17 protein-coding genes are annotated in these 26,578 nt (G+C 59.1%); 10 read left to right on the top strand and 7 right to left on the bottom strand.

The window, feature by feature from the left end:
• Positions 1-163: 163 nt before the first annotated feature.
• The 3 genes from folD to LAD35_RS10115 all read right to left on the bottom strand — a co-directional run bounded on the left by folD (position 164) and on the right by LAD35_RS10115 (position 4,309).
• Positions 164-1,012 (bottom strand): bifunctional methylenetetrahydrofolate dehydrogenase/methenyltetrahydrofolate cyclohydrolase FolD, encoded by an 849-nt coding sequence (folD, locus tag LAD35_RS10125; RefSeq protein WP_224152536.1) that lies wholly within the window; start codon positions 1,010-1,012, stop codon positions 164-166.
• Positions 1,013-1,120: 108 nt separating this feature from the next.
• The gene (locus LAD35_RS10120) at positions 1,121-1,753 is read right to left on the bottom strand and encodes a response regulator transcription factor (protein WP_184709621.1); all 633 of its coding nucleotides are present in this window, start codon (positions 1,751-1,753) and stop codon (positions 1,121-1,123) included.
• 15 nt (positions 1,754-1,768) lie between these two features.
• Complete coding sequence (locus tag LAD35_RS10115) at positions 1,769-4,309, bottom strand: PAS domain S-box protein (RefSeq protein ID WP_224152535.1); 2,541 nt, start codon at positions 4,307-4,309, stop codon at positions 1,769-1,771.
• Between the two features lie 208 nt (positions 4,310-4,517).
• Here LAD35_RS10115 and aceE point away from each other — a divergent pair, with 208 nt between their 5' ends.
• Genes aceE through lpdA form a run of 3 tightly spaced genes read left to right on the top strand, consistent with a single transcriptional unit; the run spans position 4,518 to position 10,774 of the window.
• The gene (gene aceE, locus LAD35_RS10110; RefSeq protein ID WP_224152534.1) at positions 4,518-7,223 is read left to right on the top strand and encodes a pyruvate dehydrogenase (acetyl-transferring), homodimeric type; all 2,706 of its coding nucleotides are present in this window, start codon (positions 4,518-4,520) and stop codon (positions 7,221-7,223) included.
• A gap of 20 nt (positions 7,224-7,243) precedes the next feature.
• Positions 7,244-8,902: a dihydrolipoyllysine-residue acetyltransferase gene (gene aceF / locus LAD35_RS10105; protein ID WP_224152533.1), complete on the top strand. Its 1,659-nt coding sequence runs from the start codon at positions 7,244-7,246 to the stop codon at positions 8,900-8,902.
• A gap of 15 nt (positions 8,903-8,917) precedes the next feature.
• Entirely contained in the window at positions 8,918-10,774 is a 1,857-nt protein-coding gene (lpdA, locus tag LAD35_RS10100; protein WP_224152532.1) for a dihydrolipoyl dehydrogenase, read from the top strand.
• A gap of 38 nt (positions 10,775-10,812) precedes the next feature.
• On the opposite strand, the gene LAD35_RS10095 is transcribed toward lpdA, so the two are convergent.
• Positions 10,813-12,071 (bottom strand): IS3 family transposase gene (locus LAD35_RS10095; RefSeq protein ID WP_396022766.1). Its coding sequence is split into 2 segments (ribosomal slippage): positions 10,813-11,723 and positions 11,723-12,071, totalling 1,260 coding nucleotides; the frame shifts between segments, so codons are not numbered across the junction.
• A gap of 1,525 nt (positions 12,072-13,596) precedes the next feature.
• On the bottom strand, positions 13,597-16,092 hold the full coding sequence (locus tag LAD35_RS10090; protein WP_224152531.1) for an IPTL-CTERM sorting domain-containing protein: 2,496 nt from the start codon (positions 16,090-16,092) through the stop codon (positions 13,597-13,599).
• Between the two features lie 828 nt (positions 16,093-16,920).
• On the opposite strand from LAD35_RS10090, the gene LAD35_RS10085 reads away from it, so the two are divergent.
• The 4 genes from LAD35_RS10085 (at position 16,921) to LAD35_RS10070 (ending at position 20,491) form a co-directional block, all read left to right on the top strand.
• Complete coding sequence (locus LAD35_RS10085) at positions 16,921-17,085, top strand: hypothetical protein (protein WP_224152530.1); 165 nt, start codon at positions 16,921-16,923, stop codon at positions 17,083-17,085.
• 560 nt (positions 17,086-17,645) lie between these two features.
• Positions 17,646-17,987, top strand: a complete 342-nt coding sequence (locus LAD35_RS10080) for an FHA domain-containing protein (RefSeq protein WP_224152529.1) — start codon at positions 17,646-17,648, stop codon at positions 17,985-17,987.
• 410 nt (positions 17,988-18,397) lie between these two features.
• Complete coding sequence (locus LAD35_RS10075; RefSeq protein ID WP_224152528.1) at positions 18,398-19,396, top strand: tripartite tricarboxylate transporter substrate binding protein; 999 nt, start codon at positions 18,398-18,400, stop codon at positions 19,394-19,396.
• Between the two features lie 174 nt (positions 19,397-19,570).
• Positions 19,571-20,491, top strand: a complete 921-nt coding sequence (locus LAD35_RS10070; RefSeq protein WP_224152527.1) for an aminotransferase class IV — start codon at positions 19,571-19,573, stop codon at positions 20,489-20,491.
• 92 nt (positions 20,492-20,583) lie between these two features.
• Here the strand turns inward: LAD35_RS10070 and LAD35_RS10065 are convergent, their stop codons facing one another.
• Positions 20,584-21,642: an asparaginase gene (locus tag LAD35_RS10065; protein WP_377780244.1), complete on the bottom strand. Its 1,059-nt coding sequence runs from the start codon at positions 21,640-21,642 to the stop codon at positions 20,584-20,586.
• A gap of 214 nt (positions 21,643-21,856) precedes the next feature.
• On the opposite strand from LAD35_RS10065, the gene LAD35_RS10060 reads away from it, so the two are divergent.
• The 3 genes from LAD35_RS10060 (at position 21,857) to LAD35_RS10050 (ending at position 25,232) form a co-directional block, all read left to right on the top strand.
• The gene (locus LAD35_RS10060; RefSeq protein WP_224152526.1) at positions 21,857-22,792 is read left to right on the top strand and encodes a hypothetical protein; all 936 of its coding nucleotides are present in this window, start codon (positions 21,857-21,859) and stop codon (positions 22,790-22,792) included.
• 185 nt (positions 22,793-22,977) lie between these two features.
• Positions 22,978-24,306 (top strand): putative DNA modification/repair radical SAM protein, encoded by a 1,329-nt coding sequence (locus LAD35_RS10055; RefSeq protein ID WP_224152525.1) that lies wholly within the window; start codon positions 22,978-22,980, stop codon positions 24,304-24,306.
• Between the two features lie 2 nt (positions 24,307-24,308).
• Complete coding sequence (locus tag LAD35_RS10050; RefSeq protein ID WP_224152524.1) at positions 24,309-25,232, top strand: TIGR03915 family putative DNA repair protein; 924 nt, start codon at positions 24,309-24,311, stop codon at positions 25,230-25,232.
• 67 nt (positions 25,233-25,299) lie between these two features.
• Here the strand turns inward: LAD35_RS10050 and panS are convergent, their stop codons facing one another.
• Positions 25,300-26,253, bottom strand: coding sequence for a ketopantoate/pantoate/pantothenate transporter PanS (gene panS / locus LAD35_RS10045; protein ID WP_224152523.1), 954 nt, complete (start codon positions 26,251-26,253; stop codon positions 25,300-25,302).
• Positions 26,254-26,578: the final 325 nt, after the last annotated feature.

Here is a 26,578-nt window from a genome sequence, read left to right as displayed (position 1 = left end):
CATTATTGGCGCAATATCTGAACTACTGCTGGCGAACGGGGCATTGCCAGCCATTTGAACATGAAAAAAGCTGCTGGCGCGCAATGGGAGCACGCCAGCAGCTATCGTTTTAATAGTTTTTGACAGGCCTGTGGCGGGTACCCGCCCGGTCCTTGCGCAGGCCTCAGGCGCGCTCGGCCGACTCCAGCGTGTTGACCATGAGCATGGTGATGGTCATTGGGCCCACACCGCCGGGCACGGGGGTGATGTAGCCCGCCACTTCCTTGACACCGTCAAAATCAACGTCGCCACACAGCTTGCCATCGGCATCGCGGTTCATGCCCACGTCGATGACCACGGCGCCGGGCTTGACCATGTCGGCGGTCAGCACGCCCACCTTGCCTACGGCGGCAACCACGATGTCGGCCTGGCGTGTCATGGCCGCGAGGTCGGCGGTGCCGCTGTGGGTGATGGTGACCGTGGCATTGGCAGCCAGCAGCATCATGGCCATGGGCTTGCCCACGATGTTGGAGCGGCCGATGACCACGGCGTGCTTGCCGCGCAGGTCTTTCATGCCAATGGATTCGAGCATCTTCATGCAGCCATAGGGTGTGCAGGCCTTGAAGCCGACTTCGCCCACCATCAGTGCACCGGCGCTGGCTACGTGAAAGCCGTCCACATCCTTCTTGGGCGAGATGGCTTCGATCACCTTGTGGTCGTCGATGTGCTTGGGCAGGGGCAACTGCACCAGGATGCCGTGGATGCTTGGGTCATTGTTGAGCGCTTCGACGCGGGCGAGCAGCTCGGCCTCGGTCATGCTGGCATCGTACTTTTCCAGTACAGAGTGAAAGCCGCACTCCTCGCAGGACTTGACCTTGTTGCGTACATAGACCTGGCTGGCCTGGTTGTCGCCCACCAGGATGACGGCGAGGCCGGGCACGACCCCCCGAGCTTTGAGCTTGTCGGCGCGCGCCTTCACATCAGCACGCAGTTGTTGGGAGAGGGCCTTGCCATCGATCAGTTGAGCGGTCATGTCTGAATTCAAAATGCCAAAAGAAAATGCGCCGTACCGCAGGCGGTACAAGCGCATATAGCTATAAAAACCGTAGTTCTTTGTCCGAGCGGGAAGGCCGCTAATTTATCACGATGCCTTGGCTGGCGCTTGCGATCCCAGTGCAATCTTGAGCAGGTCGGCGACGGTATTGGCGCCCAGCTTTTCCATGATGTTGGCGCGGTGCGCCTCAACGGTCTTGATGCTGATGCCCAGATCGTCGGCGATCTGCTTGTTCAGGCGCCCGGCCACGATGCGCTCCAGCACTTGCGATTCGCGGCTGGTGAGCTTGGCCAACAGGGCATCGCGGCTTGCGGCCTGCTGGTGGCCTGCGAACGAGTCGCGGGCCTTGTCCAGCATGCGCTCGACCAGGGAGTCCAGATGGGCTTCGTCAAAGGGCTTCTGGATGAAGTCCATGGCGCCTTTTTTCATCGTGTCCACAGCCATCGGCACATCGCCGTGGCCGGTGATGAAGACGACTGGCAGCGGGGATTTGTTTTCGATGAGGCGATCCTGCAGTTCCAGGCCGCTCATGCCGCCCATGCGGATATCCACGATCAGACAGGCCACTTCGCGTGGGTCGTAGCGCGCCAGGAACGACTCGGCAGAGTCAAAGCAACGTACGCGGTAGTCCTTGCCCTCCAGCAGCCATTGCAGCGAATCACGAACTGCCTCGTCGTCATCCACCACGTATACCGTGCCCTTCTTCGGGATCAAGCTCATGCACAATTCCTTCTATCAGTATTGCTGTCGCGCCGGCGATTCAGCAGATTCAGCAGCACGGGCCACCGGAATCCAGAAGCTGAACTTACAACCCGTCACCTCGTTGCCATTGTAGATGTTATCGGCCTGCATCCGGCCATGGTGCGATTCCACAATCGAACGGCAAAGATTCAGGCCAATGCCCATGCCTTCGCTCTTGGTAGAGAAGAAAGCCTGAAACAATCTGTCGAGAACCTCGGGTGACAGGCCGCGCCCCGTATCTTGAACAGAAAACTCTATCACATCCGCATCGCCAATCTTGCGGGGCACCACCCGCAATTCCACCATGCGCTGGTGTGGCGGGCGGCCTGCATTGGCAATCGATTCGGCGCCGTTCTTCATCAGATTGATCAGCACCTGTTCGATCAGGATGCTGTCCACCCGGATCTGGGGCAGGCGCGCCGCCACATGGTGCGACAGGCGCACGTTGTGGCGCTTGAGTTCGATGGAGCCGAGCTCTACCGCCTCGCTGACGATTTCCGCCACATCGGCGAGTTCGTGGTTGGGCTCGCTGCGCTTGACGAACGCACGGATGCGGTGGATCACCTGGCCGGCGCGTTGCGCCTGGTGGGCCGTCTTTTCCAACGCGCCCAGCAGGGCCTCTTCGCTGAGCGTGCCGTTCTTGATACGCGAGACCATGCCGCTGCAGTAGTTGCTGATGGCCGACAGCGGCTGGTTCAGCTCGTGCGCCACGCTGGAAGCCATCTCGCCCATGGTCACCAGGCGGCTGACGGTAGCAGCTTTCTCGGCCTGGCGAGAGGCCTGTTCCTCGGCCAGGCGGCGCTGGGTGATGTCGGTGGCAATCACCATCTGGGCCAGGCGTCCGTCCACCCAGTTGAGGTAGCGCGAGCGCACCTCCAGCCACTTGCCCAGCTCTGGAATGTAGATTTCCGCGTTGCCCGCCACGGCGGTGGTGATCTCGTCGCTGGGCAGGCCCATCAGGCCGTCCTCATCGTCCAGGCTGGTAGATGCCTGGTTGTTGCTGGGCAGCACACCGGCCTGCGCCACCAGCTGCAGGTGGCCCACGGTCTGCGAGCCGAACCATTGCCGGTAGAGCTTGTTGGCAAACAGCAGCTCTGCACTGCCTAATGGTGCAACGGAGACGGAAGCGTCCAGCGCTTCGAGCACGATGGTGAAGCGCTCGTAGGATGCGGACAGCTGCTCACGGATGCGGTTGGGCTCGGTGATGTCGGTCATCGAGGTCATCCAGCCCGTCTGGCGGCCGTGGCCGTCGATCAGCGGAGATACATAGAGGCGCGCCTCGAACATGGAGCCGTTCTTGCGCCGCACACGCATCTGAAAGCCTCCGGGAAAGACCTTGCCGCTCATCTCGTCGATCAGCATGTCGTGGTAGGTGCTCTGGTCGCCTTCGGGCCAGTAGGGGTAGGGTGGCATCTTGCCCACCAGCTCGCCCTCGCTCCAGCCGGTCATCTGGCAGAACGCGGCGTTCACGTAGGTGATGCGGCCCTGCAGATCGAGCGCGCGCATGCCGGTCAGCACGCTGTTTTCCATCGCGCGGCGGAAATTGGTCTCGCCCTGCAGCGCTTCCTGCGTGCGGATGCGCTTGCGTGTGTGTCGCCAGGTGGCCAGCAGCAGCCAGGCCGTCATGAAGCTGAGCACGCCCACGAGCCAGAACAGGCCGTTGCTGACCAGGCCTAGCGAGGTATGGTAGGCCTGGGCACGGAGCTTGAGGCTGTTGCCCACCGGGGCGATGGGTATCTCGTATTCATTGGGCACGGCGCGCCAGGGCAGCAGGCGCTGGGCTGCCGCGCGTGGGGCGAGCGGGGTGCCGGCAATGGTGGTGCCGTTGCCGTCTTTGAGCGTGACGGCGTAGCGCGCCAGTACTTCCGTGGGCGTGGCGTAGCGCAGCAGGTTGTCGATGGAAAACTCCGCCAGCAGCACGCCGCCAAAGCGCCCCTTTTGGCTGATGGGCACTTCCAGCAGCAGCATGGGCGAGGTGCCTTTGGTAGACAGCGGCTGCGAGTACACCGGCTGCTGCAGGTCGCGCGCCATGTCGAACAGGTCGACCAGCTCCTTCTTGCTGATGACTTCATCCACGGTCAGCAGGTCTTCGGAGGCCACGCTCGGCCCAAACTGCGTCGCGCGCACCTGGCGCTTGGCATCCAGCCAGCTCAGCGCCTGCAGCTCGGCGTACTGGCTGATCATGGTGTCGGCGCGATCATTGAAGCCGTTCTTGTCGATGTCCTGGTTGCCCACGTCGCGCGCCAGACGCATCAATTGCTCCTGCCGCTCGGACAGGCGCAGGCGAATGCGCTGCTGGGCGTATTCCACATCGCGGCGCATGGATTCGCGCTCACGCTCGAACTCCTCGATACGCAGGTACCAGAAGGCTGCAACGATGGCGATGAAAAACATCACGACCGCCACCAACGGGGCAATCGATGCATAGCGATCCTGTCGCGCAGGCGACAAACCCTTCCACCAGGTGCGCCACATCTGGACCAGGCTGGGGCGGCTGTTTTCCGTTTCGGCGACGGAACTCTCATTCGGATTCATGGCCCAGAGTGTAGACGAGGGGGAGCCAAACCACCGTCTGAAACTGGCGTATCGTGGTACCTGTGCCAGCGCAAACGCCCGTCAATTGTGCGTTTGCAGCATTTTTTCATAATATAAAAACGAAGACCGCTATTTGAAATACTCAAAAAATGTGAGAAACTCTGGCACAGTCATTCGTAGCAGTTCAGTCAATAAGGAGACGCCTAGCATGTCCGAGCCATCCGAACAAAAGCCAGTCAACGGCACCACCCGAACCGACAACCTAGAAACCCGCGAGTGGATGGATGCGCTGTCCGCAGTGATCGATCGCGAAGGCGCGGAATACGCCCACTCCCTGATTGAACAACTGCTGGAACATGCACGCCAGAACAGCGTGGATCTGCCGTTTTCTGCCAATACCGGCTACGTCAACACCATCGAGCCCGAGCAGGAGGCCCGCAGCCCCGGCAATCTCGAGATCGAACAGCGCCTGCGCGCCTACATGCGCTGGAACGCCATGGCCATGGTCGTCAAGGCCAACCGCATCCACCCTCCCGAAGGTGGTGACCTGGGCGGCCACATCGGCTCCTTCGCATCGCTGGCCAGCATGTTTGGTGCCGGCTTCAACCATTTCTGGCATGCCGAGAGCGAAAACCATGGCGGCGACTGCCTCTACATCCAGGGCCACGTCTCGCCCGGCATCTATGCACGCGCCTATCTGGAAGGCCGCATTTCCGAAGAGCAGCTGCTGAACTTCCGCCAAGAAGTGGACGGCAAGGGCCTCTCCAGCTATCCGCACCCCAAGCTGATGCCTGATTTCTGGCAGTTCCCCACCGTCTCGATGGGCCTGGGCCCGCTGATGGCGATCTACCAGGCACGTTTCCTGAAGTACCTGCACGCCCGTGGCATTGCCAATACCGAAAACCGCAAGGTCTGGGTGTTCTGCGGCGACGGCGAAATGGACGAAGTCGAATCCCTGGGCGCAATCGGCCTGGCTGCACGTGAAAACCTGGACAACCTCGTTTTCGTCATCAACTGCAACCTGCAGCGCCTTGACGGCCCTGTGCGTGGCAACGGCAAGATCATCCAGGAGCTGGAAGGCGAATTCCGTGGCGCCGGCTGGAACGTCGTCAAGCTGATCTGGGGCAAGGGCTGGGATAGCTTGCTTGCCAAGGATCACGATGGCGCGCTGCGCAAGATCATGATGGAGTGCAACGATGGCGACTACCAGGCCTTCAAGGCCAACGACGGCGCCTACGTCCGCAAGAACTTCTTTGGCCGCGACCCACGCACGCTGAAGATGGTCGAGCATATGAGTGACGACGAGATCTGGAACCTGCAGCGCGGCGGCCATGATTCCCAAAAGGTCTACGCGGCCTTCCACGCAGCACAGAACCACCAGGGTCAGCCTACCGTGCTGCTGGTCAAGACCGTCAAGGGCTTTGGCATGGGCAAGGTTGGCGAAGGCAAGAACAATGTCCACCAGACCAAGAAGCTGGCTGACGAGGACATCAAGGCCTTCCGCGACCGTTTCAACATCCCGATTCCAGACAGCCAGATCGCCGATCTGCCGTTCTACAAGCCGGCCGACGACACGCCGGAAATGAAGTACCTGCACGAGCGCCGCAAGGCACTGGGCGGTTACCTGCCCCAGCGCCGCGCCAAGGCCGACGAGCAGTTCACCGTGCCTTCGCTCGACACCTTCAAGGCCGTGCTGGAGCCTACGCCGGAAGGCCGCGAAATCTCGACCACCCAGGCCTATGTGCGTTTCCTCACGCAACTGCTGCGTGACAAGGAAGTCGGCCCCCGCGTGGTGCCCATCCTGGTGGACGAGGCCCGTACCTTTGGTATGGAAGGCCTGTTCCGCCAGATCGGTATCTACAACCCACATGGCCAGCAGTACACCCCGGTCGACAAGGACCAGGTGATGTACTACAAGGAAGACACCAAGGGCCAGATCCTGCAGGAAGGCATCAACGAAGCGGGTGGCATGTCCAGCTGGATTGCAGCGGCAACCAGCTACAGCCACAGCAACCGCATCATGATTCCGTTCTACATCTACTACTCGATGTTCGGATTCCAGCGCATTGGCGATCTGGCCTGGGCTGCGGGCGATCTGCAGGCGCGCGGCTTCCTGCTGGGCGGCACCTCGGGACGCACCACGCTGAACGGCGAAGGCCTGCAGCACGAAGACGGCCACAGCCACATCCTGGCAGGCACCATTCCCAACTGCATCAGCTACGACCCGACCTTCGCCCACGAAGTGGCCGTGATCATGCAGGATGGCCTGCGCCGCATGGTGCAGAACCAGGAAAACGTCTTCTACTACCTGACGCTGCTGAACGAAAACTACGCCATGCCAGGCCTGACGCCCGGCACCGAGGAAAAGATCCTCAAGGGCATGTACCTGTGCAAGTCGGGTGGCAAGGGCGAGCAGCGCGTGCAGTTGCTGGGCTCGGGCACCATCCTGCGTGAATCCTTCTTCGCCCAGGAACTGCTGGCGCAGGACTGGGGCATTGCCGCCGACGTGTGGAGCTGCCCATCGTTCAACGAGCTCACCCGCGACGGCCAGGATGCCGAGCGCTGGAACATGCTGCACCCGACCGAAGCGCCCAAGGTGGCTTTCGTGACGGCAGAGCTGGCAGGCAGCACGGGCCCCGTGATTGCTTCGACCGACTACATGAAGTCGTATGCCGAGCAGATCCGTCCGTTCGTTCCCGCTGGCCGCACCTACAAGGTGCTGGGCACCGACGGCTTTGGCCGCTCGGACTTCCGTCGCAAGCTGCGCGAGCACTTCGAAATCGACCGCCACTACATCGTCGTGGCAGCCCTGAAGGCGCTGGCCGATGAAGGCAAGCTGCCTGCACAGAAGGTGGCCGATGCGATTGCCAAGTACGGCATCAACGCCGACAAGATCAACCCGCTCTACGCTTAAAGCCAGCAGGAGACAGCACAATGGCATTGATTGACATTCAAGTTCCCGATATTGGTGACTTTGCAGAAGTGGGCGTGATCGAGCTGCTCGTCAAACCTGGCGACACCGTCGCCAAGGACCAGTCGCTGATCACCGTCGAGTCCGACAAGGCCTCGATGGAGATTCCGTCCAGCCACGCAGGCGTGGTCAAGGAAATTCTCGTCAAGATCGGCGACAAGGTTGCCGAAGGCTCGGTCATCATCAAGATGGAAGCAGCCGATGGCGCTGCAGCACCCGCTCCCGCCGCGGCCGCCCCTGCAGCCCAGGCTCCGGTCGCGGCACCTGCGCAGGCCGCACCGGCCCTCGCACCCGCAGCAGCACCTGCTGCGTCCGGCCCCATCAACGTCAATGTTCCCGACATTGGCGACTTCAAGGATGTGGCCGTGATCGAGCTGCTGGTGAAGGTGGGCGACACCGTCACCAAGGAGCAATCGCTCTTCACCGTGGAGTCCGACAAGGCTTCGATGGAAATTCCGTCGCCCGCCGCTGGCGTGGTCAAGGAGCTCAAGATCAAGATCGGCGACAAGGTCAATGTGGGCGATCTGGTGGCGGTTCTGGAAGGCAATACGGCAGCTGCTGCAGCACCTGCGCAGGCCGCTCCTAAAGCAGAAGCGCCCGCAGCGGCTCCGGCATCCTCGCAGGCAGCGCCCGCAAGCGCCGCACCTGCCGCTGCTGTGCCCGCACACAATCCGACCGTGGCGCCTACGGGCAGCCTGCCGTACGCATCGCCTTCGGTGCGCAAGTTTGCGCGCGAACTGGGCGTACCGCTGGAAGAGGTCAAGGGTTCGGGCAACAAGGGGCGCATCACTGCGGACGACGTGCAGAACTTCACCAAGCAGGTGATGACCGGCGCCGTGCAGACCAAGGCCCAGGCCGCCAAGGCACCGGCCGGTGGCTCTGGCGTGGGTATGGATCTGCTGCCATGGCCGAAGGTGGATTTCAGCAAGTTCGGCGCCGTGGAGCGCAAGGACTTGTCGCGCATCAAGAAAATCTCGGGCGCCAACCTGCACCGCAACTGGGTCATGATCCCGCACGTCACCAACAACGACGAAGCGGACATCACCGAGCTCGAAGCCTTCCGCGTCTCCACCAACAAGGAGAACGAGAAGAGCGGCGTCAAGGTCACCATGCTGGCCTTCGTCATCAAGGCGCTGGTTGCCGCACTCAAGAAATTCCCTGAGTTCAACACCAGCCTGGATGGCGACACGCTCGTCTACAAGCAGTACTTCAACATCGGCTTTGCCGCTGACACGCCCAATGGCCTGGTCGTGCCGGTGCTCAAGGATGCTGACAAGAAGGGCATCATCCAGATCAGCGCAGAAATGGGCGAGCTGGCCAAGAAGGCGCGCGACGGCAAGCTGGGCGCTGCCGACATGCAAGGCGGCTGCATCTCCATCTCGTCGCTGGGCGGCATTGGCGGCACGCACTTCACACCTATCGTGAATGCGCCGGAAGTGGCCATCCTGGGCCTGTCCAAATCGGCCATCAAGCCGGTGTGGGACGGCAAGCAGTTCGTGCCGCGTCTGATGCTGCCGCTGTCGCTGTCGTACGACCACCGTGTCATCGACGGTGCTTCTGCTGCACGCTTCAATGCCTATCTGGGTCAGGTGCTGGCGGATTACCGCCGCATCATCCTGTAATCGGAGACGCACACTATGGCAATCGTAGATATCAAAGTCCCCGACATTGGTGATTTCGCTGAAGTGGGCGTGATCGAGCTGCTGGTCAAGCCTGGCGATACCGTCGCCAAGGACCAGTCGCTGATCACCGTGGAGTCCGACAAGGCCTCGATGGAAATCCCGTCGAGCCATGCTGGCGTGGTCAAGGAACTCAAAGTCAAGATCGGCGACAAGGTGGCCGAAGGCTCGGTGATCCTGTCGCTCGAAGCAGCGGAGGGCGCCGCATCGGCCCCTGCGCCCAGTGCCGCCCCTGCTGCGCCCGCAGAATCTGTACCACAACAGGCGCCGGCGCCCGCAGCGCAAGCGCCTGCTGCTCCTGCTCCAATAGCAAGCAACTACAGCGGCCAGGTCGACGAAGACTGCGACGTGGTGGTGCTGGGCGGTGGCCCTGGCGGCTACTCTGCCGCTTTCCGCGCGGCCGACCTGGGCCTCAAGGTCGTGCTGGTTGAGCGCTACAAGACGCTGGGCGGCGTGTGCTTGAACGTGGGCTGTATCCCTTCCAAGGCGCTGCTGCACGTGGCCGCAGTCATGGACGAGGTCAGCCACCTCGCGGCGCTGGGCATCGACTACGGCGGCGCCCCCAAGGTCAACATCGACACCTTGCGTGGCCACAAGGAAAAGGTGATCGGCAAGCTGACCGGCGGTCTCGCAGGCATGGCCAAGATGCGCAAGGTCACCATCGTGCGCGGCTATGGCAACTTCGTGAGTGCCAACCACATCGAAGTGCAGGAAACCTCGGGCGACGGCCAGGAGAAGACCGGCGCCAAGAAGGTCGTGCAGTTCAAGAAGGCCATCATCGCAGCGGGCTCCGAGGCCGTGCATCTGCCTTTCCTGCCCAAGGACGAGCGCATTGTCGACTCGACCGGCGCGCTGGCCTTGAAGAGCGTGCCCAAGCGCATGCTGATCCTGGGCGGCGGCATCATCGGCCTGGAAATGGGTACCGTCTACAGCACGCTGGGCGCACGCCTGGATGTGGTGGAAATGATGGACGGCCTGATGCAGGGCGCCGACCGCGATCTGGTCAAGGTCTGGCAGAAGATGAATGCGCCGCGCTTTGACAACATCATGGTCAATACCAAGACCGTGGGTGCCGAAGCCACGCCCGAAGGCATCAAGGTCAGCTTCGAGCCCGCCAAGGATGGCGTCACCGTGCCCGAGCCCCAGGTGTACGACCTGGTGCTGCAGGCCGTGGGCCGCACGCCCAATGGCAAGAAGATCGGCGCCGAAGCCGCTGGCGTGTCCGTCACCGACCGGGGTTTCATCAATGTCGACATCCAGATGCGCACTAATGTGCCCAACATCTTTGCGATCGGCGACATCGTGGGCCAGCCCATGCTGGCACACAAGGCCGTACATGAAGCGCACGTGGCTGCCGAAGTCATCGCCGGTGAACTGCAGGGCAACAAGGAGCTGGCCTCGGCCGCCTTCAATGCCCGCGTGATCCCGAGCGTGGCCTATACCGACCCCGAAGTGGCATGGGTGGGTCTGACCGAAGACCAGGCCAAGGCGCAAGGCATCAAGGTCAAGAAGGGACTGTTCCCCTGGGCAGCTTCAGGTCGCGCCATTGCCAATGGCCGTGACGAAGGCTTCACCAAACTGCTGTTCGATGATTCGCCAGAGGCCCATGGCCACGGCAGGATTCTGGGCGGCGGCATCGTCGGCACGCACGCTGGCGACATGATCGGTGAAATCGCCCTGGCCATCGAAATGGGGGCTGACACCGTGGACATCGGCAAGACCATCCACCCGCACCCCACGCTGGGCGAAAGCATCGGCATGGCGGCAGAAGTGGCGCACGGCACCTGCACGGACGTTCCTCCCGCACGGAAATAAGTCTCTGGACGTTGACTCGTCCTGTCATAGGTTGACACCTATTCGCGACTAATCTCCAGCCCAAGCTGGTTGGCGAGAGACGCCCGATGTACTGCATCGGGCGTTTTGTATTTTAGGGACAGGTGCGGCCGACGCTCGTTGTACAGCCGTACCGATTCGCCCACCATGGTGCGGGCTTGCGAGAGATCGGCAGGTCGTTGCAACAAGTATTCCATCTTGAGGATTCCATTGACCCGCTCAGCCAGAGCGTTTTGGTAGCAATCGTAGCCATCGGTCATGGAGCAGGTGATGCGGTTGCGTGCATGGATGCGCTGGTATTGAGCCGAGCAGTACTGAACACCTCTATCAGAGTGGTGTACGAGCGGCTGATCTGTTCGCCGCTGACGCAGTGCCATTTTCAACGCTTGGCTGACCTGCTTGGTCTCCAGACTATCGTGCACGTGCCAGCCCACGATCTTGCGCGAGTAGGCATCGGTCACCAGGCTCAGATAGGCAGTCTTCTCCTTGGTGGGTAGATACGTGATGTCAGCGACCCATAGCTGCTCACAACCACTTGCCACTGTTTTGGTCGGGCCCTCCTTGAGTAGATTGGGGTGCCTGCGGTAGTGATGATGGCTATTGGTGGTCTTGTGGTACGCATGCCGTGGCAGTACCAGCATGCGTGCTTGGCGCAGGACAATGAACAGTGCATCGCGCCCGATCTGGATTCCCGCCTGTTCAAGCGGCGGCTTGAGCAAGTGCAGCAGTTTGCGCGTGCCAATGCGTGGCTGATGGCGCCTCTCTTCACTGGCCAACTCCACCACCGCCTTGTCCCGCTCGCTGCGTGCACGCTGGCAGACCAGGCGCTTGTAGTGCGCTTGGCGGCTGATTCCCATGTAGCGGCAAGCCCTCGTGACGCTTAACCCTTTGACGAGCTTTTGCGTGAGGACTTGCCCGCAGGCTTTTTTGTGACTTGGACTCCGTAGTCGCGCTTGAGCACGTTCACTACCGCTTCAAAGAAGGCCGCTTTCTCGCGGGCTTCTTTCAGCTGCACTTCCAGCTCCTTGATGCGCTGCTCTGGAGTCAGCAGCTTGGGCGATTCAGGCATCTTCTGTAATCCTTTGCCCCTTGATGATGCAGCTTTCCAGTCCTGCCGTCCGTGCTTGCGAAGCCACACCAGTACAGTTGAGGCGCCCTGGATTCCGTACCGCTCATGGGCCTGCCGGTAGGTCAGCTCACCTCTTTCTACTTGATCGACTACTGCGAGTTTAAAAGCCAGCGTGTAGTCCCGTTGCGTTCTCTTAACCCACTGTTCCATTTGACTTTCCTTTCTGTTCTTCAGAAAGGTGTCAACCCAATTCAGGACGGGTCACGTTCTCAAAAAAAGGCAGCTTGAAAGCTGCCTTTTTTCATGTAAATGTAATTAGTCGGTTTTATATTTGTTTAACTTTATAAATTATCTATCGATATTAATAACTGAAAATCTTCTTGAAAATCCACAACTACTGACTCTGTTTATGCAATATCTGCATTTGCGATTTTAAAATCTATGTCTTTTCAAGAATATTTTTAAATGAAACATAAATCTTCTGAATTGATCTCTTATTGTTTGCGTGAAACTATTTTTAATTGATTCATGTGAGGAATAAACATTATGCCGAGAAAATCTGAGTATGTAATTTATGAATTCTCGCACGCTCAAGCAGCCATCGCTCTAGTTTTGGTCTTATCAGGTATGCGGAACTAAATGCACATCGACCATACAACTCGGAAAGTGCTTTGTGTGCTGTTTCTATTGTATAACGTCTGCATAATTTGGTAAAGCATTGATCTTGAAAGGTGATGGGGCAAATGCCTATTTCTTCAAGAATAAGCAATAGCATCTGCCGCTCCTTGGTTAAACGATTATATGCATTTATTTTTCTTCGAGGCCCAAAGGTGCGAATTTTTCGCGCTTTCTCAGGGGCTGCAACATGCCACAAAGTAATGCAAAGCATTTCATGCAAATCCAACCAGAGGCAAATAGACCTGTTTCTGTTTAGTTCCATCGTTTCTATTTTCTTCGATTCGGCTACCAATCCAGATTAATAACTTTTGCTTCCTTTTTAAAAAACTGTGAAGCATAAAGTTTTTCATATTGATTCGGCGAACTACGGCCAATGAGCAGGGATGTTTGCAAAAAATAGTGGTGTTTTATAATTCGATCTTGATTGAAATATTTTTATCATTTTTTAGAGCTCGCTATGCTTAAATTTTTTCTGAAACCCATAGCGATCCCAAGTAGAACAATCGAGCAAAACCAATTGCTGCTATGGTGATGCCTATATAAAATCGAGTATTAGCCTTGGTATACATAATATTCAGTTCTGTTGATTATCAAGTGAGAGGGTGTGGGGCCTGCGATCGTATCGGATTGAAGTATTATCAGTTTAAGGTATGGGTTCGAGTATGCATCACTATTTTTTGACGAAGATTTGTCAAATTCAACAATAGTTTATTAGCGATCGTTTGGTGTCCTAAATCTTTTTCTTGATGTTTAATAATACTTAAGCAAGTACTTATAAAATCCTTAAATAATTCACCTCTTTTATAAGTAAAAATACATTATTCAATAAAGAGTATTTATTGAATCAATTTTCTCGAATGAGACTCTGAATTTTGGAGGCCGTTACGCAGATACATGGCTTCCATATCAGGAAGAATGGAGCATGGATTCGATATGGAACGATCTGAGTTCGGCACAACTCCGAACTCAGGCCATGTTTCAGCAACCGCCCTTAAAGGCGGATTGAATTGGCAGGTTCATGGGCATCAATGCTCCTTCCTTCTATCGAACGCACCAGTTATGGGTGTTGACGGCGGCGCGACTGTTGCCAGCCCAACAGCCCGAACATGGAGGCAAGAATGAGCAATCCAGTTTCGGACAGTGAAGGGACAGGGGTTGCGCTGGCTCCAGCGGTTGTCACGGTCACCGTGACAGTTGTCACCTGGCAGACCGTCGGATTGGCGGAGTCGCACAGGGTGTAGGTCAGCGTGTAGGTACCGACAGGTGTCTGGGTCGTTGTAGTGACTTTGCCTGTGGCTGGGTCGAGGACCACTCCGTGGGTTGTAGCCGTTTGCGTGTCGCTATCCGTACCCACCGTGATGGTTGAGTTGGCTGCGGTGGCTGGCTGGCCATTGAGCGTGTCATTGACGCGAATATCGGCAATCGGTGTACTGGCAGTTCCAGCGGGCGCTGTGCCGGTATCGGGCTGGGGATCTACGGCAGCGGAACCCGGTGGAGCAACCACCACAGTGATGGTTGCGGTATTGCATACGGTAGGGTCAGCTTGAAGGCAGAGTTGGTAGGTCAACTGGTAGGTGCCCGCAGGGGTCGTTGCCGAAGTATTGACAGCGCCATTGCTGGGATTCACGGTAATACCTGCAGCCGTGGCGGCGAGGGTGGATGGGTCTGTGCCCAGAGAGATGGTCGAATTGCTGGCGGTGGCTGGAGTGCCACTGACAAAGTCGTTGGTGCGGATGTTGGGAACCACAGTCCTGGGAATGCCTTCCACACTGCTGCCGCTGTCCTGGAAGGGTGTGGCAGCTGGTGTGGTGCTATTGACAAAGGTGCATTCAACGGCATGGTTTGCCGATGGGTTGGGGTACTGATAGTTGATCGTTGTTCCCACGCCAGATGCCACCTGCATGTTGTTGTTCAAGGTGTCCACGCATTGACAAACCGTGGTGTAGCTGCTGGTGCCGCTGTCCAATCGAGTCTGGGTCAGGGTGTACATCCCACCGGCGTTGCCAATGGCCTCCGTCGTGCTGGCTTGGGGCTGGCCTGCGCTGGTTTGCGCTTGAAGCGCCTGTCCGCCTCCTGCAGGGGGATTCAAGGTCACCTGGAAATCATCTGTCGGATTGGCGCGATTGGCGAACTTGGTTGTTGCCGATAAGGTGCCCGGCAAAATGCAAGAGGCCAGGTCCACCCAGCTACGTCCCCCGAAGTCGAACAGCGGTTGGGAAAGAACGGCTCCCGTGTGAGGATCCACGACGGTCTCCATGTTCTGGCCGGCTGCATTCACGCCGCTGTTCAGAACCAGGTTGCCGTCACTGGAAAAGGCTGCTCCATTGGGTGGTGCAACACCAGCAAAGGTTGTAACAATTCTTCCCGAAGTCAATGTAGGCGTGGGGGTGCCAGCAGTAGACGGCAGAGGGCCATCAAACTGATACAGCATTCCTTTGCTGGTTGTGGTGTCTGTGGTGAGCGTGTATTCGGTGGTGTAATAAAGATTGCCTGCCGAATCGAAGGTGATATCCCCATTTTTTCCAGATCGCGCGAGATCACTTCCTGCCGGGAGGTTGAGGGTTAGATTGGCGACACGGCCAATATAGGTATTGTTGTTGGTATTGAAGGCATAGATGGGAAGTGTGGCCGTTCCATCCGCATTTGGAACGGAAACATGGGCCATGAAGAATATGCCATCGCTTCTGATGGCTCCACCTAGAAAATCACCCGTCACGCTGCTGTCTGTAAACGGGAATGCAGTCGTGGCTCGCGTTTGTGGATTATATGAATAGACTGCCTTTCCACTCACGCCTGGCTTGAGTTCGTATTGAGAAACGCCATAAAATATCCCCGATCTGGTGACGCCAAGCCCATTTACATAATCTGGAGTTTGAAAAGTGTCAAATGGGGAAAAGGTAGGGGGTTGTGTGGAGAGATCCAACCGCATGATGATGTTGCTGCGGCGCGCAACTGCATAGAGATTGTTGACGGAGCAGATGCCTGCAGGAGGTTTGGAGACGATCGTTGTTACGCCCAAGCTGGTTGGATTGCTTCCCGTTGCAATGCCATTGGGATTTAGAGTGACCGTGTTGTTCACGCCCAGAGATGGGGTCAGGTTGGTGGCTTTCGCTTCCACTACCACAGTGCAACGACTGCTTGTACCCGTCAGGCTGCCAACGAGGGTGGCTGTAACCGTGTTATTGGTGATGCTGAGATTGTTTGCGCATGAGGAGGACATATAGTTCTCATCGAACGCGCCCAGAATCGTCGCATTGGTCATATTGGCATCAATATTGAAGGTTGCACTTGCACCAGAATTGGCTGGAATCGCATTTGCACTGTCAGTATTCTTGAAGCGAATATGGTACTGGACAGTATCATCTTGCTGAAAGGCAACGGCCATATATGGGGTTGTTGGGTTGTCCTGATCGGTTTTCGGTGCCGTGGCGCTAGGTGCCATACCAGCTGCACCGCTGTATCTCTCGCGCAGTTCAATTCCGATGCTTTGGGCAGATGCTGCGCTGGCTAAAACTGATAATAAAAGGAATCCAGGTAGAGTTTTTCTGAGCATATGAGAAATTGAATTGAGAAAAGGTTGAAGAAAGGGCGTGGATGCATAATTTTCAAAGCAGGAAATTAGAGGGCTGCTTGATTATGCAATTTCAAGATTCCTGGAGGAATTCAATTTAGAATTGAAACGCCCGCTGCAGAGTAATTATGTTGGCGGGGCTCATTGCTTCTATTGAAAACCTGAGGCTACTCATTCACTACCAATTTGACCAGTTTATCTTCTCGATAAGAAGTGTTAAGAATTTATAATTTCTAATGTAATTAGAAATATTCACTCACTGAATAATTCCATTGAGCATTTGGTATTAATCAATGAAATTGTAATTTTGGCATCGTTTTGAAAACGAAAATTCAACGTCGATTTATGAGATCTATCAAATAGTAGATCAAACCTTATTTATACGGCCAATGAAATATTCCAATATTATTAATTAGTTTATGTAATTAAATCAATTTCTTTGATTGAGTTGATTTATTTTTATGGATGTTTATTTTTGAAAAAACCCCATCTGACCCTGTGAATATGGCATTTATTGAATAAACTAATTGGGTTTTCGCGCCACTGGAGCGCTGAGAGCCGCGAACACAACCCAGCAAATCATGGGTTTACGGATGAGGCAAGGCGGTGGGCCGCGCCAGGTGAAGCCGCAGGGAGCACAGACACGCGACAACGCTGGGCCCCCGGCTAGGAGCCCTCGAATACGAAGCAACGATGTGTCAAGGGTGGTATTAGCAGAGCCAAAGTGGAAAGGATTGCAGCCAACTTTTTATTGGGCGTCGTGTAGGGTGCGGCAGACACCGAATCCTCAATAGGAAAAGAGCGCCAACCGTGGCGGACATTGAAGTTCCTATCCATCTCTGCGCCTCCCCGGATGAAGGCATCGCCATGGCTGCAGGAATGGACAGGGCTCTTCACATCTTTGCCACCAGCAAGCAAATGCCGGAATCCATGTCAAAAAGGCAGACGAAGCTGCCCCTTTATTTTGTTAGTTGATAGTTATGCGCCCGCTTGGTATGCATCGGCAGCATCTGGATCAGATGCTGGGCGGTTTTTTCCCGCGCGTGAGGTGCACGACTACTGCACAGGGTAGGGCCGGACAGCGACATCACATGCCGCAGGAGGGTGTTTGCTAGGCCAAAGGCACCGTGCCCGAGATCAGGTACCAGAGCGAAGGTGGTCCGGGCTGGCGTGTCGTAGTTCCTGTCCTCGCGTTAGTCGGAAATCCGACAGCGGTTGCTGATGGCTGGCGATGCGTTGGACCGACATGTCGCCTTTATTGAAACAAGACACTTTTCCACGGAGGCGACGCAAGCCTTCAGGTGGGCAGGTTTGCTATTGTTCTCAATCAAAACCAGCGGATTGTCGGACAATTACGTTCAGTTTCTTATTGAAGAGTTGCCAACGCGACCTTTGGTGCTACGTGGCCCGCCTGTTGTGCTTTTGCACTTTCCATACATCTCAGGCTCCGTATTCGACCGCAGGTCTATTTATCTGAACGTGTTAGCACCTCTGGGGCCATGCTATTGGCTTTGATTTTTTGATAGAGGTTTAACGTGCTTCCTAAAATCCAGATCAGTTCACGTTCCCGGGTTTCTCCAGGCTCCCTCACGCTGGGAAAGGGAAGCACGTTGATCGGCCGAGGCCAAAGCTGCCGAATTGTCCTGGAAGATCCAAGCGTCAGTCGTGATCATGGTGCCTTCACCTACTACCTTGGTATTCTGACGGTGGAAGACCACGACAGCGCCAACGGCACCTTTGTGAACGGCGTACGCGTCAAGCGACAGGTTCTGTATGCCGGTGACCGCGTCGCGGTGGGCGAGTTCAAGATCGTTGTCACCAGCGGGTCTGAGCTTGCAGGCCGTCATGACGCCCGCTCCTCTTTGAGTGCCCCCTGAGGTAACAAGTCCGCTTGGCTGGCTCAGGAGATTCACTGGCCAGGCAGTTGTTGCTGAGGCACCCATTCACGGTTTTTCACTTGTTGCCGTAGCGCTGGTCGGGCGCCCTAAGTGGTGCCCAAAGAACCCATCCGGGATACGACCAGCGTCCAACACCCAAACAACAGCATTTTGCACATGGCGGAAACACGCTGCTGGTCAATTTTCGATTGATCCATCCTCTGCGGCAGACAAAGACATGGTACAGATAGGGTGCCTGTCGTTATCTAAGAGACAGGACTCTTGGGTGCGAGTGCAGAGGATCGGCGAAGATCAGGGTCGTTTCGAGCATACCGCTGCATTTCCTCTCTCTGTTGCCCAGACATTGGGATGCGGCCTTCCTCGCCTATTGGCCACTGGAGACACGCACCATGAAAAAGCCCACCGCCCTTGCGCGCCTGCGCCCCTCTGCATCCCTGCTTGCCATTGCCACGCTGGCGGTGGGCGCCTCGCCCGCATTGGCGGCCTATCCGGACAAACCCATCAAGCTCATCGTGCCGTTTCCGCCTGGCCAGGCAACCGATATCTTCGCCCGAGCTCTTGCGGAGAAGCTGGGTCAGAACCTCGGCCAGCCGCTGGTGGTGGAAAACAAGGCCGGTGCCGGCAGCAATATCGGTACCGAGCAGGTGGTGCGCAGCGCCCCAGACGGCTACACCCTGCTGGTGGCCGGCAGCGCAATGGCAGTAAACCAGACGCTGTACAAAAAGGTGAACTTTGATCCGCGTGTCGATCTGGTCGGCATCACCCTGGTTGCCAAGGTACCCTTGGTCTTTCTGGCCAACCCGGCCACTGGCATTAAAACCATGAATGACCTTGTGGTTAGGGCCCGTGCCGAGCCGGGCAAGCTCAGCTACGCCAGTGCAGGCATTGGGGGCACCCAGCACCTGAGCGCGGAAATGGTGAAGGCGCGCGCCAAATTGCAGCTGGAGCACATTCCCTACAAGGGGAGCGGCCCGGCGCAGGCCGATTTTCTGGGCAACCAGGTGCCGCTGATGGTGGACTCCGTCACCGCCGCACTTGCCAATATCCAGGCGGGCAAGGCCGTGCCGCTGGGGGTGACATCGGCAACGCGGTCAAGCCAGTTGCCGGAGGTACCTACGATCGCCGAATCGGGCTTGCCCGAGTTCAAGGGTTTCGAAGCCGTGGGCTGGCTGGGCCTGATGGCTCCCAAAGGCACGCCGCAGGCGGTGGTCGACAGGCTGAACGAGGAAACCGTGGCCATCCTGCGCAGTGCCGATATGCAGAAGTTCATCCGCGACCGTGGGTCGGAACCTACGCCCACCACGCCTGCCGAGATGGACCGCTTTGTTGCGAGCGAGATGGTGGAATGGGGCAAGGCCGTCAAGCAGTCGGGTGCGACGGCGGAGTAGTGATGCTTCTGAGATAAAAATGTATGGCGCGCGCGGCAGTTAGTACCAGCTACCTTTTCTGATATTTCCCAAGCATGGTTGCACTCCCAGGCCCTGGTGCACCCAAGGCGACAGCCATGCCATGCAGCCGGGCCTAAGCTGGGCGTTTGCCGTGTTCACTTCATGAGGTCTGCCATGACGCTTCCCACCCCGCCTGCCGCCGCCAGCCTGGACGGCGGTTGCGCCTTTGCCGACGGTGCCTATGTGCGGCTGTCCGAAGCCAAGGTTTCGCTGTTCGATTGGGGCTTTACCCGTTCGGATGTGACCTATGACGTGGTGGGCGTGTGGCAGGGCGCTTTCTTTCGGCTGGATGCGCATATTGACCGGTTCTTTGCCAGCATGCAGGCGCTGCGCATGCAGATTCCGTACGACAAGGCGCAGGTGCGCGCCATCCTGCACGGCTGCGTGCGCGCCGCTGGCCTGCAAAGCGCCTATGTGGGCATGGTGTGTACGCGCGGAGTGGCGCCCAAGGGGGTGCGCGATCCGCGTCTGGCCGAAAACCGCTTCTATGCGTATGCCCTGCCGTACGTATGGATTGCCAGCCCCGAAAAGCAGAAGCAGGGCCTGGACCTGCACATCAGCCAGCGTGTGCGCATTGCCCCCGAGTCGGTGGATCCCACGGTCAAGAACTACCACTGGCTCGATTTGGTGCAGTCGCTGTTCGATGCCTACGACGGCGGGCATGACACCAGTTGCGTGGTGGATGGCGCGGGCTGCATTGCCGAAGGGCCCGGCTTCAACCTCTTCATGGTCAAGAACGGGGTGGTGAGCACTCCGGCGCGCGGCGTTCTGATGGGGATATCGCGCCAGACGGCGCTGGAGCTGTGCCAGCGCCTGGGCATTACCGCGTATGCCCAGCCGGTGACGCAGGAGGCGCTTCGCACGGCAGACGAGGTGTTCATCACCTCCACGGCCGGTGGCATCATGCCCATCTCCAAGATCGACGGGGTGGCGCTCACCGGTTTCCCTGGCCCCGTCACCCAGCGGCTGCAGGACGCCTACTGGGCCATGCATGACGAGGCGGCCTACCGCGACCCGGTGGATTACAGCCGCTGAGAGCTGCCCAGCTGGCCCAAACAGCCAGCAAATGACCCGCCCGGCCAGCGCAGACGTGAGCGGGGCAGGAGCGGGGAGACTGCCGGGCCAGCCTACTTGTCAAACAGCGCCTGCAGCTGGGCGCGCTCCTTCAGGCCCGATTGCAGAGCCAGCATCAGCAGAATGCGCGCCTTGGGCGCCTTCAGGTCACCGGCCATGATGGCGCCTGCGTCGTACGAGGTTTTGCCGCCGCCTTCAAAGCCGTAGCTGGGCATCACGCGGCCATTGTGCACGCGGGTGGTGACGACCACGGGCACGCCCTTGCCCATGGCGTACTTGGCGGCATTCAGCATGGGCACGTTCATGTTGCCCATGCCCAGCGCGTCGATGACGATGCCTTTGACACCCCGATCCACCGCCTGTCGCAACGCTTCGCCGTTGGCGCCGCCATACATGGGGAAGATTTCCACCTCGGGCATGGTCTGCGCCGCAATGGCAATGTGCTGGCGGCGCACGGGCGCGTTGCCGTAGACCACGCGGTCGGGGTAGACCTCGCCCAGAAAACCGTATTCACCAGAGCGGAAAGTCTCCACATTCGCGGTGTGCGTCTTGGTCACATACCGGGCAGCGTTGATCTGGTTGTTCATGGCCAGCATGGCGCCCTTGTTCTGCGATTGTGGGTCGACCGCAATGCGCACGGCGTTGAGCAGGTTGCGCGGGCCATCAAAATCAGACACCGAAGCATTGCGCTGCGCGCCGATCAGCACGATGGGCTTGGGCGACTGCACGGTCACATCCAGCCAGAAGGCGGTCTCCTCCAGTGTGTCGGTGCCGTGCGAGACGATGACGCCCGCCACCTCGGGCTTGGCAAGGGCTGCCTGCACGGCGGCCGTCAGTTCCACCCAGCGCGCCGGGTCCATATAGTCGGATGGCACGTTCGAGAGGTTGTTCACCTGAATCTGCGCGTACTTGCCCACGTCAGGTACGGTGGCGAGCAGGTCGTCACCCGAAATCGCAGGAACAGGCGCGTTCTTCACCGGGTCGATCTTCATCGCAATCGTGCCGCCTGTGGCGATGAACTGCACAGTGGGCTTGTCCTGCGCAAAGGCGGGGGCGGTGAGCATCTGGCCGGCCAGCGCAGCGGCCAGCAGGGAAAAGCGGAATCGGGGCATGGGCAGTCTCCTCGTATGGTGAATCGCCTGCATGCACCGCACACGGTGCGCACATTGCGTGCTTTGCACATGGGGGCTGCAGGCAGGAGCATTGTGGGTGCTGCGCGTGGTTTCGCACCGCGCATGCTGTCGCGCGCTTAACCGGCCCCTACAATGCGCGGCAATGCAAATACAACCATCGACACGCAGGCGCTGGCTGGCATGGAGTAGCTGCATGCTCCTGTTGCCGGCACTGGCAGCCTGCCAGAAAGAGAGCGAGGGCGCCGCGTCGCGCACTCCTGCGCAAGGCGGTGGCGCCCTGGCGCCAGACTTGGCCAGCGATCAATTTTTCACCCTGCCACGCAAGACTGCCGACGGCTCCGAGTGGGCGCCGCCACTGTGCCTGGGTTTGCCGGTGGTGCTGGCACTGACGGCGCAGCCTGCGCTGGCCGTGGTGCCGGATTGGGGCCTTGACATGCAGGCCAGCCAATTGCGAGACCGCCTGTGGCTCGCGGCACTGGCTGCACTGGGCGTAGCCGATCCCCAGGCACCATCGCCAGCAGCCGCTTCTGCAGCTGCCAGACTGCAGGCGCGCGCCAAGGCAGGCGAGCCCGATTGGGCCAGGGCCGTGGCACTGGTGCTGGCCACGTGGCCCGCAGGCAAGGCAGCGACGGTGGAAACCGCCCAGGCGCTGGCAGAAGCCGCATGGGGCCTGTACGGCAATGTACTGGGCTTACCGTATCAAAGGCTCAGCATCGTGGCCGAGCAGATGCCCGCTGGCATCATCCGTCCCTTGCGAGCGGGTGAGGCGCCGCTCTTTACCGAGTCGCAGTTGCGCGCACAGGGCGACAGGGCGGTGGACAGCATCACGGTGGAATACAAGGACGTCCCCATCGGCCCCTTGCTGGCCGATGTGCAGCAGCGTTTTGGCCCGCCCGTGCTGCAAGAGCCGCACTCCGCTGCCCACATGCAGGACCTGCCCAACACCGTGTGGCAGCGCGGCACCGAGGCCCTGGTACTGCTGCCACGCACCGAAACAGCGGCTGATCTGCATCTGATGGACGTGCGGCAGCTGGACGAGAGAAAGTGGTTTGACAGGCTATTTGGCAATGGCGATGGCGCTGATGATCCATCCAGGCGGGAGCAGCGCATTCGCCAACTGGCGGCCTGAGTGGTGGTGTGCGTGATGGTGCGATGGGGGGCCCGGGATTGGTAATTTATCTATCAATTTGATAGCAATGGGCGCAATTCAGCAAAGCGCTGAAGACTGATTTATCTATATTCGGCTATTCACGGGCAGCTTTGCTGCGTAGCAACCGGGTTTTGATAAAATACTGTTGTTATTTACAGTATTCTATGCAAACCATCGCCAAGCTCCGCATTCTGGCAGACGCTGCCAAGTACGACGCCAGCTGTGCATCCAGCGGCGTCAAGGGGCGCGACTCGCTGGGTGGCAAGGGCATGGGGTCGGCAGAAGGCATGGGCATCTGCCACAGTTACACGCCAGATGGCCGCTGCGTGTCGCTGCTCAAGATACTGCTCACTAACTTCTGCATCTACGACTGCCGCTACTGCATCAACCGCAAAAGCTCCAATGTGCAGCGGGCACGGTTCACGGCGGCCGAAGTGGTGGCGCTCACCCTGGATTTCTACCGCCGCAACTGCATCGAGGGGCTGTTTCTTTCCAGCGGCATCATCCAGTCGTCCAATTACACCATGGAGCAGCTGGTGGAAGTAGCACGCAGCCTGCGAGAAGACCATGATTTTCGCGGCTACATCCACCTCAAGACCATTCCTGATGCAGACCCCCAACTGCTGGCGCTCGCCGGGCGCCATGCAGACCGCCTGAGCATCAATATCGAGCTGCCTACCTCGCAAGGCCTTCAGCAGCTCGCCCCCGAAAAAAGCGCTTCCGGCATCGCATCGGCCATGGGCGATGTCGCCAGACATATCGACGAGGCAAGGCAGGAGGGCCAGGCGCACGCCGCCCAAAAGCCCGTGTCGCTGCCCGGCGCGCAGCGTGCGCGCCGCGCCAGGCCTGCGCGGTATGCGCCGGGTGGGCAAAGCACGCAGATGATCGTGGGGGCTGATGGCGCAAGCGATGCCGTCATACTGCGCACCAGCAGCGCGCTCTATACCGGCCACCGGCTGCGCCGCGTGTACTACTCGGCGTTCAGTCCCATACCGAATGCGTCAGCCGACCTGCCGCTGCAGGCGCCGCCCCTGATCCGCGAACACCGCCTGTACCAGGCGGACTGGCTGATGCGCTTTTATGGCTTTGCGCACGAAGAGATCATCGCCCCCGGCGCCACTGGCATGCTGGATCTGGAAATCGACCCCAAGCTGGCCTGGGCGCTGGCGCACCGCCAGCATTTCCCCATCAACCTGAACCGCGCGCCTAAGGAATGGCTGCTGCGCGTGCCCGGCCTGGGTGGGCGCAGCGTGGAGCGCCTGCTGGCCGCGCGGAGCGTGCGCAGCCTGCGCCTGGCCGATCTGCAGCAACTGCATGTGGCCAGCGCCAAGGTGCTGGCCTTTGTGGAATTGGCCGATTACCACCCCCGCCCCGGGGCCCTGGAGAGCGCCCAATTGCGCGAACAGTTGATTGCGCAGATGGCGCAGGGCGCCGTGCAGCGCAGGCACAGCGGCATGCACCTGACCGCTGCGGGCCAGATGGCGCTGTTCTGAGCATGCGGGCCGCGCCATATGGAGCAGAGAGCGGGCAGGCGCTGAGCGTGCTGCTGGACGCGCCCGATGATTTTGCGGGCTTTCGGCAAGCGGCGCGGGCATTGCTGGCCCTGGGCGCTGCACCTGACGGCGTTCACTGGCGGTGGAACGACACGCTGGCCACTCGCGCTGCAGAAGGCGACCTGTTTGCCGACGGCAAACTCTCTTCTGCGCAAGACCGGGTGCTGACACCTGATGCACTGGATCTCCTGGTGCCAGCCCCTGGCCGGCCCGTGCATATCCGCAAGGCACAACTGGCCGTGCTGCGCGATGCCTGCTGCCACCGCAACCCGGCGCGCTTTGCGCTGTGCTACCGCTGGCTGTGGCGCGTGCAGCGCATGCCCCAACTGGCAGGCGACGCGCTGGATGCCGACTGGCGCGATCTGGAGCGCCTGGCCCATGCCGTGGGGCGCGAAATCCACAAAATGCACGCATTTGTGCGCTTTCGGCCCGCGCAGGATGCGAGCGGCGAGCCGCTGCACGTGGCCTGGTTCGAGCCGGAGCACCACATCGTGCGCGCAGCCTCGGGCTTTTTCATGCGGCGCTTTACCAATATGCGCTGGGCCATTCTCAGCCCTGATTGCAGCGTGCTGTGGGATCTGCACGCCCTGCAATGGGCGCCCGGCGCCACGGCTGCCCAGGCGCCCGGGCCCGATGCGGGCGAGGCGCTCTGGCTTGCCTACTACCAATCCACCTTCAACCCCGCGCGCCTCAAGGAGCAGGCCATGCTGCGTGAAATGCCGCGCCGCTACTGGAAGAACCTGCCCGAAACCCAGGCGATCAGCGCCCTGGTTGCCACGGCCCGCAGCCGCACGGGGCACATGCTGGCCGCGATGGGCGATGACCCAGGTGAAGGCGAGGCTGCTGGCGCTGGTGAAGATTCCTGATTTGATAGCGGATAGCGCTTATCAGCTCTGCGTCAGAAGTACTTCTTATACAGAATTCCGGGTCCAATCAGTGTAGGGCCACGTCTTCGCGCCGCACATGGTCATTGGCCGTGCCGGTGGGGCGGCTCGACCAGTAGCCCGCCAGGAGCGAGCCCGAAATGTTGTGCCACACCGAGAAAATGGCGCCCGGCAGCGCAGCCATGGGGCTGAAGAACTTGGCCCCCAGGCTGGCTGCCAGGCCGGAATTCTGCATGCCCACCTCAATGGCCAGCGTGCGGCACACCGATTTGTCAAAACCCAGCAGGCGCCCGCCCCAGTAGCCGCCCAGGTAACCGATCAGGTTGTGTGCAATCACCCCGGCAACCACCACGCCACCCACGGTGGCAATGCGGTCGCGGCTGAGTGCCACCACCGTCGAGAGCACCAGCAAAATGGCCACCATCGACACCAGCGGCAACAGACGCTCGACACGTTTGATCTGCGCATGCCAGAAATGGTTGAGCACCAGGCCCAGGCCAATGGGCAGCAGCACAATCTGCGCAATCTCCATGAGCAGCGCGCTCACCGGCACATCGATCGATGCCGAAATATAAAGGCGTGCGAGCAGAGGCGTAGCCACAATGCCCACCAGGGTGGAAAGCGCGCTGATGGTGACTGACAGCGCCACATCGCCCTTGGAGAGAAAAATCATCACATTGGATGAAGTGCCGCTTGCCACGCTGCCCACCAGCACCATCCCGGCCGTCAGCTCGGGCGGCATCTGCAAGGACTTGGCAATCAGCCATGCGGCCAGCGGCATGATGAGGTAGTGCAGAAACAGGCCCGCCGCAATCGGTGCGGGCCGCTGCAGCACGCGGGTGAAATCGCTCACCCGCAAGGTCACGCCCATGGCAAACATGATCAACATCAACAATTGGGCGATATGGGGCTTGAAGCCCAGAAATGCCGACGGCGCTGCGTAGGCAACAACAGCCATCAAGGCGGCCCACACGGGGAAAAAACGGGTCAAAAAGGCAAGCACGAGAGTATCCAGACCAAAGGCAAAGCACCCCGCGCCGCTGCACCGCCCGGCAGAGCAAGGCGTAACGCAGGGTGCGGAAATGCGGAATGTAGTGATGCGAAAGAGCAGTGCGCCGCAGTGCCTGGCCATGGGTGGCAGCCAAAGGGCGGGGGCGGCAATGAACGCAGGGCTACGGGTGGTAGCGGGCGGGCTCTTTCGTGCTTTTGGCCAGCTGCATCGGGGCTGTCATCATAGGGTTGCGATTGCAACCGGTTTCAGGCGCAGCACGGAGGCACCACAAACTGCTCGGATATTTGCGGTAGCAACAATAAACAAAAATGATAGC

The organism is Comamonas odontotermitis (genome assembly GCF_020080045.1).
GTDB lineage: Bacteria > Pseudomonadota > Gammaproteobacteria > Burkholderiales > Burkholderiaceae_C > Comamonas > Comamonas odontotermitis.
This window is presented reverse-complemented; position numbering and strand designations above follow the sequence as displayed.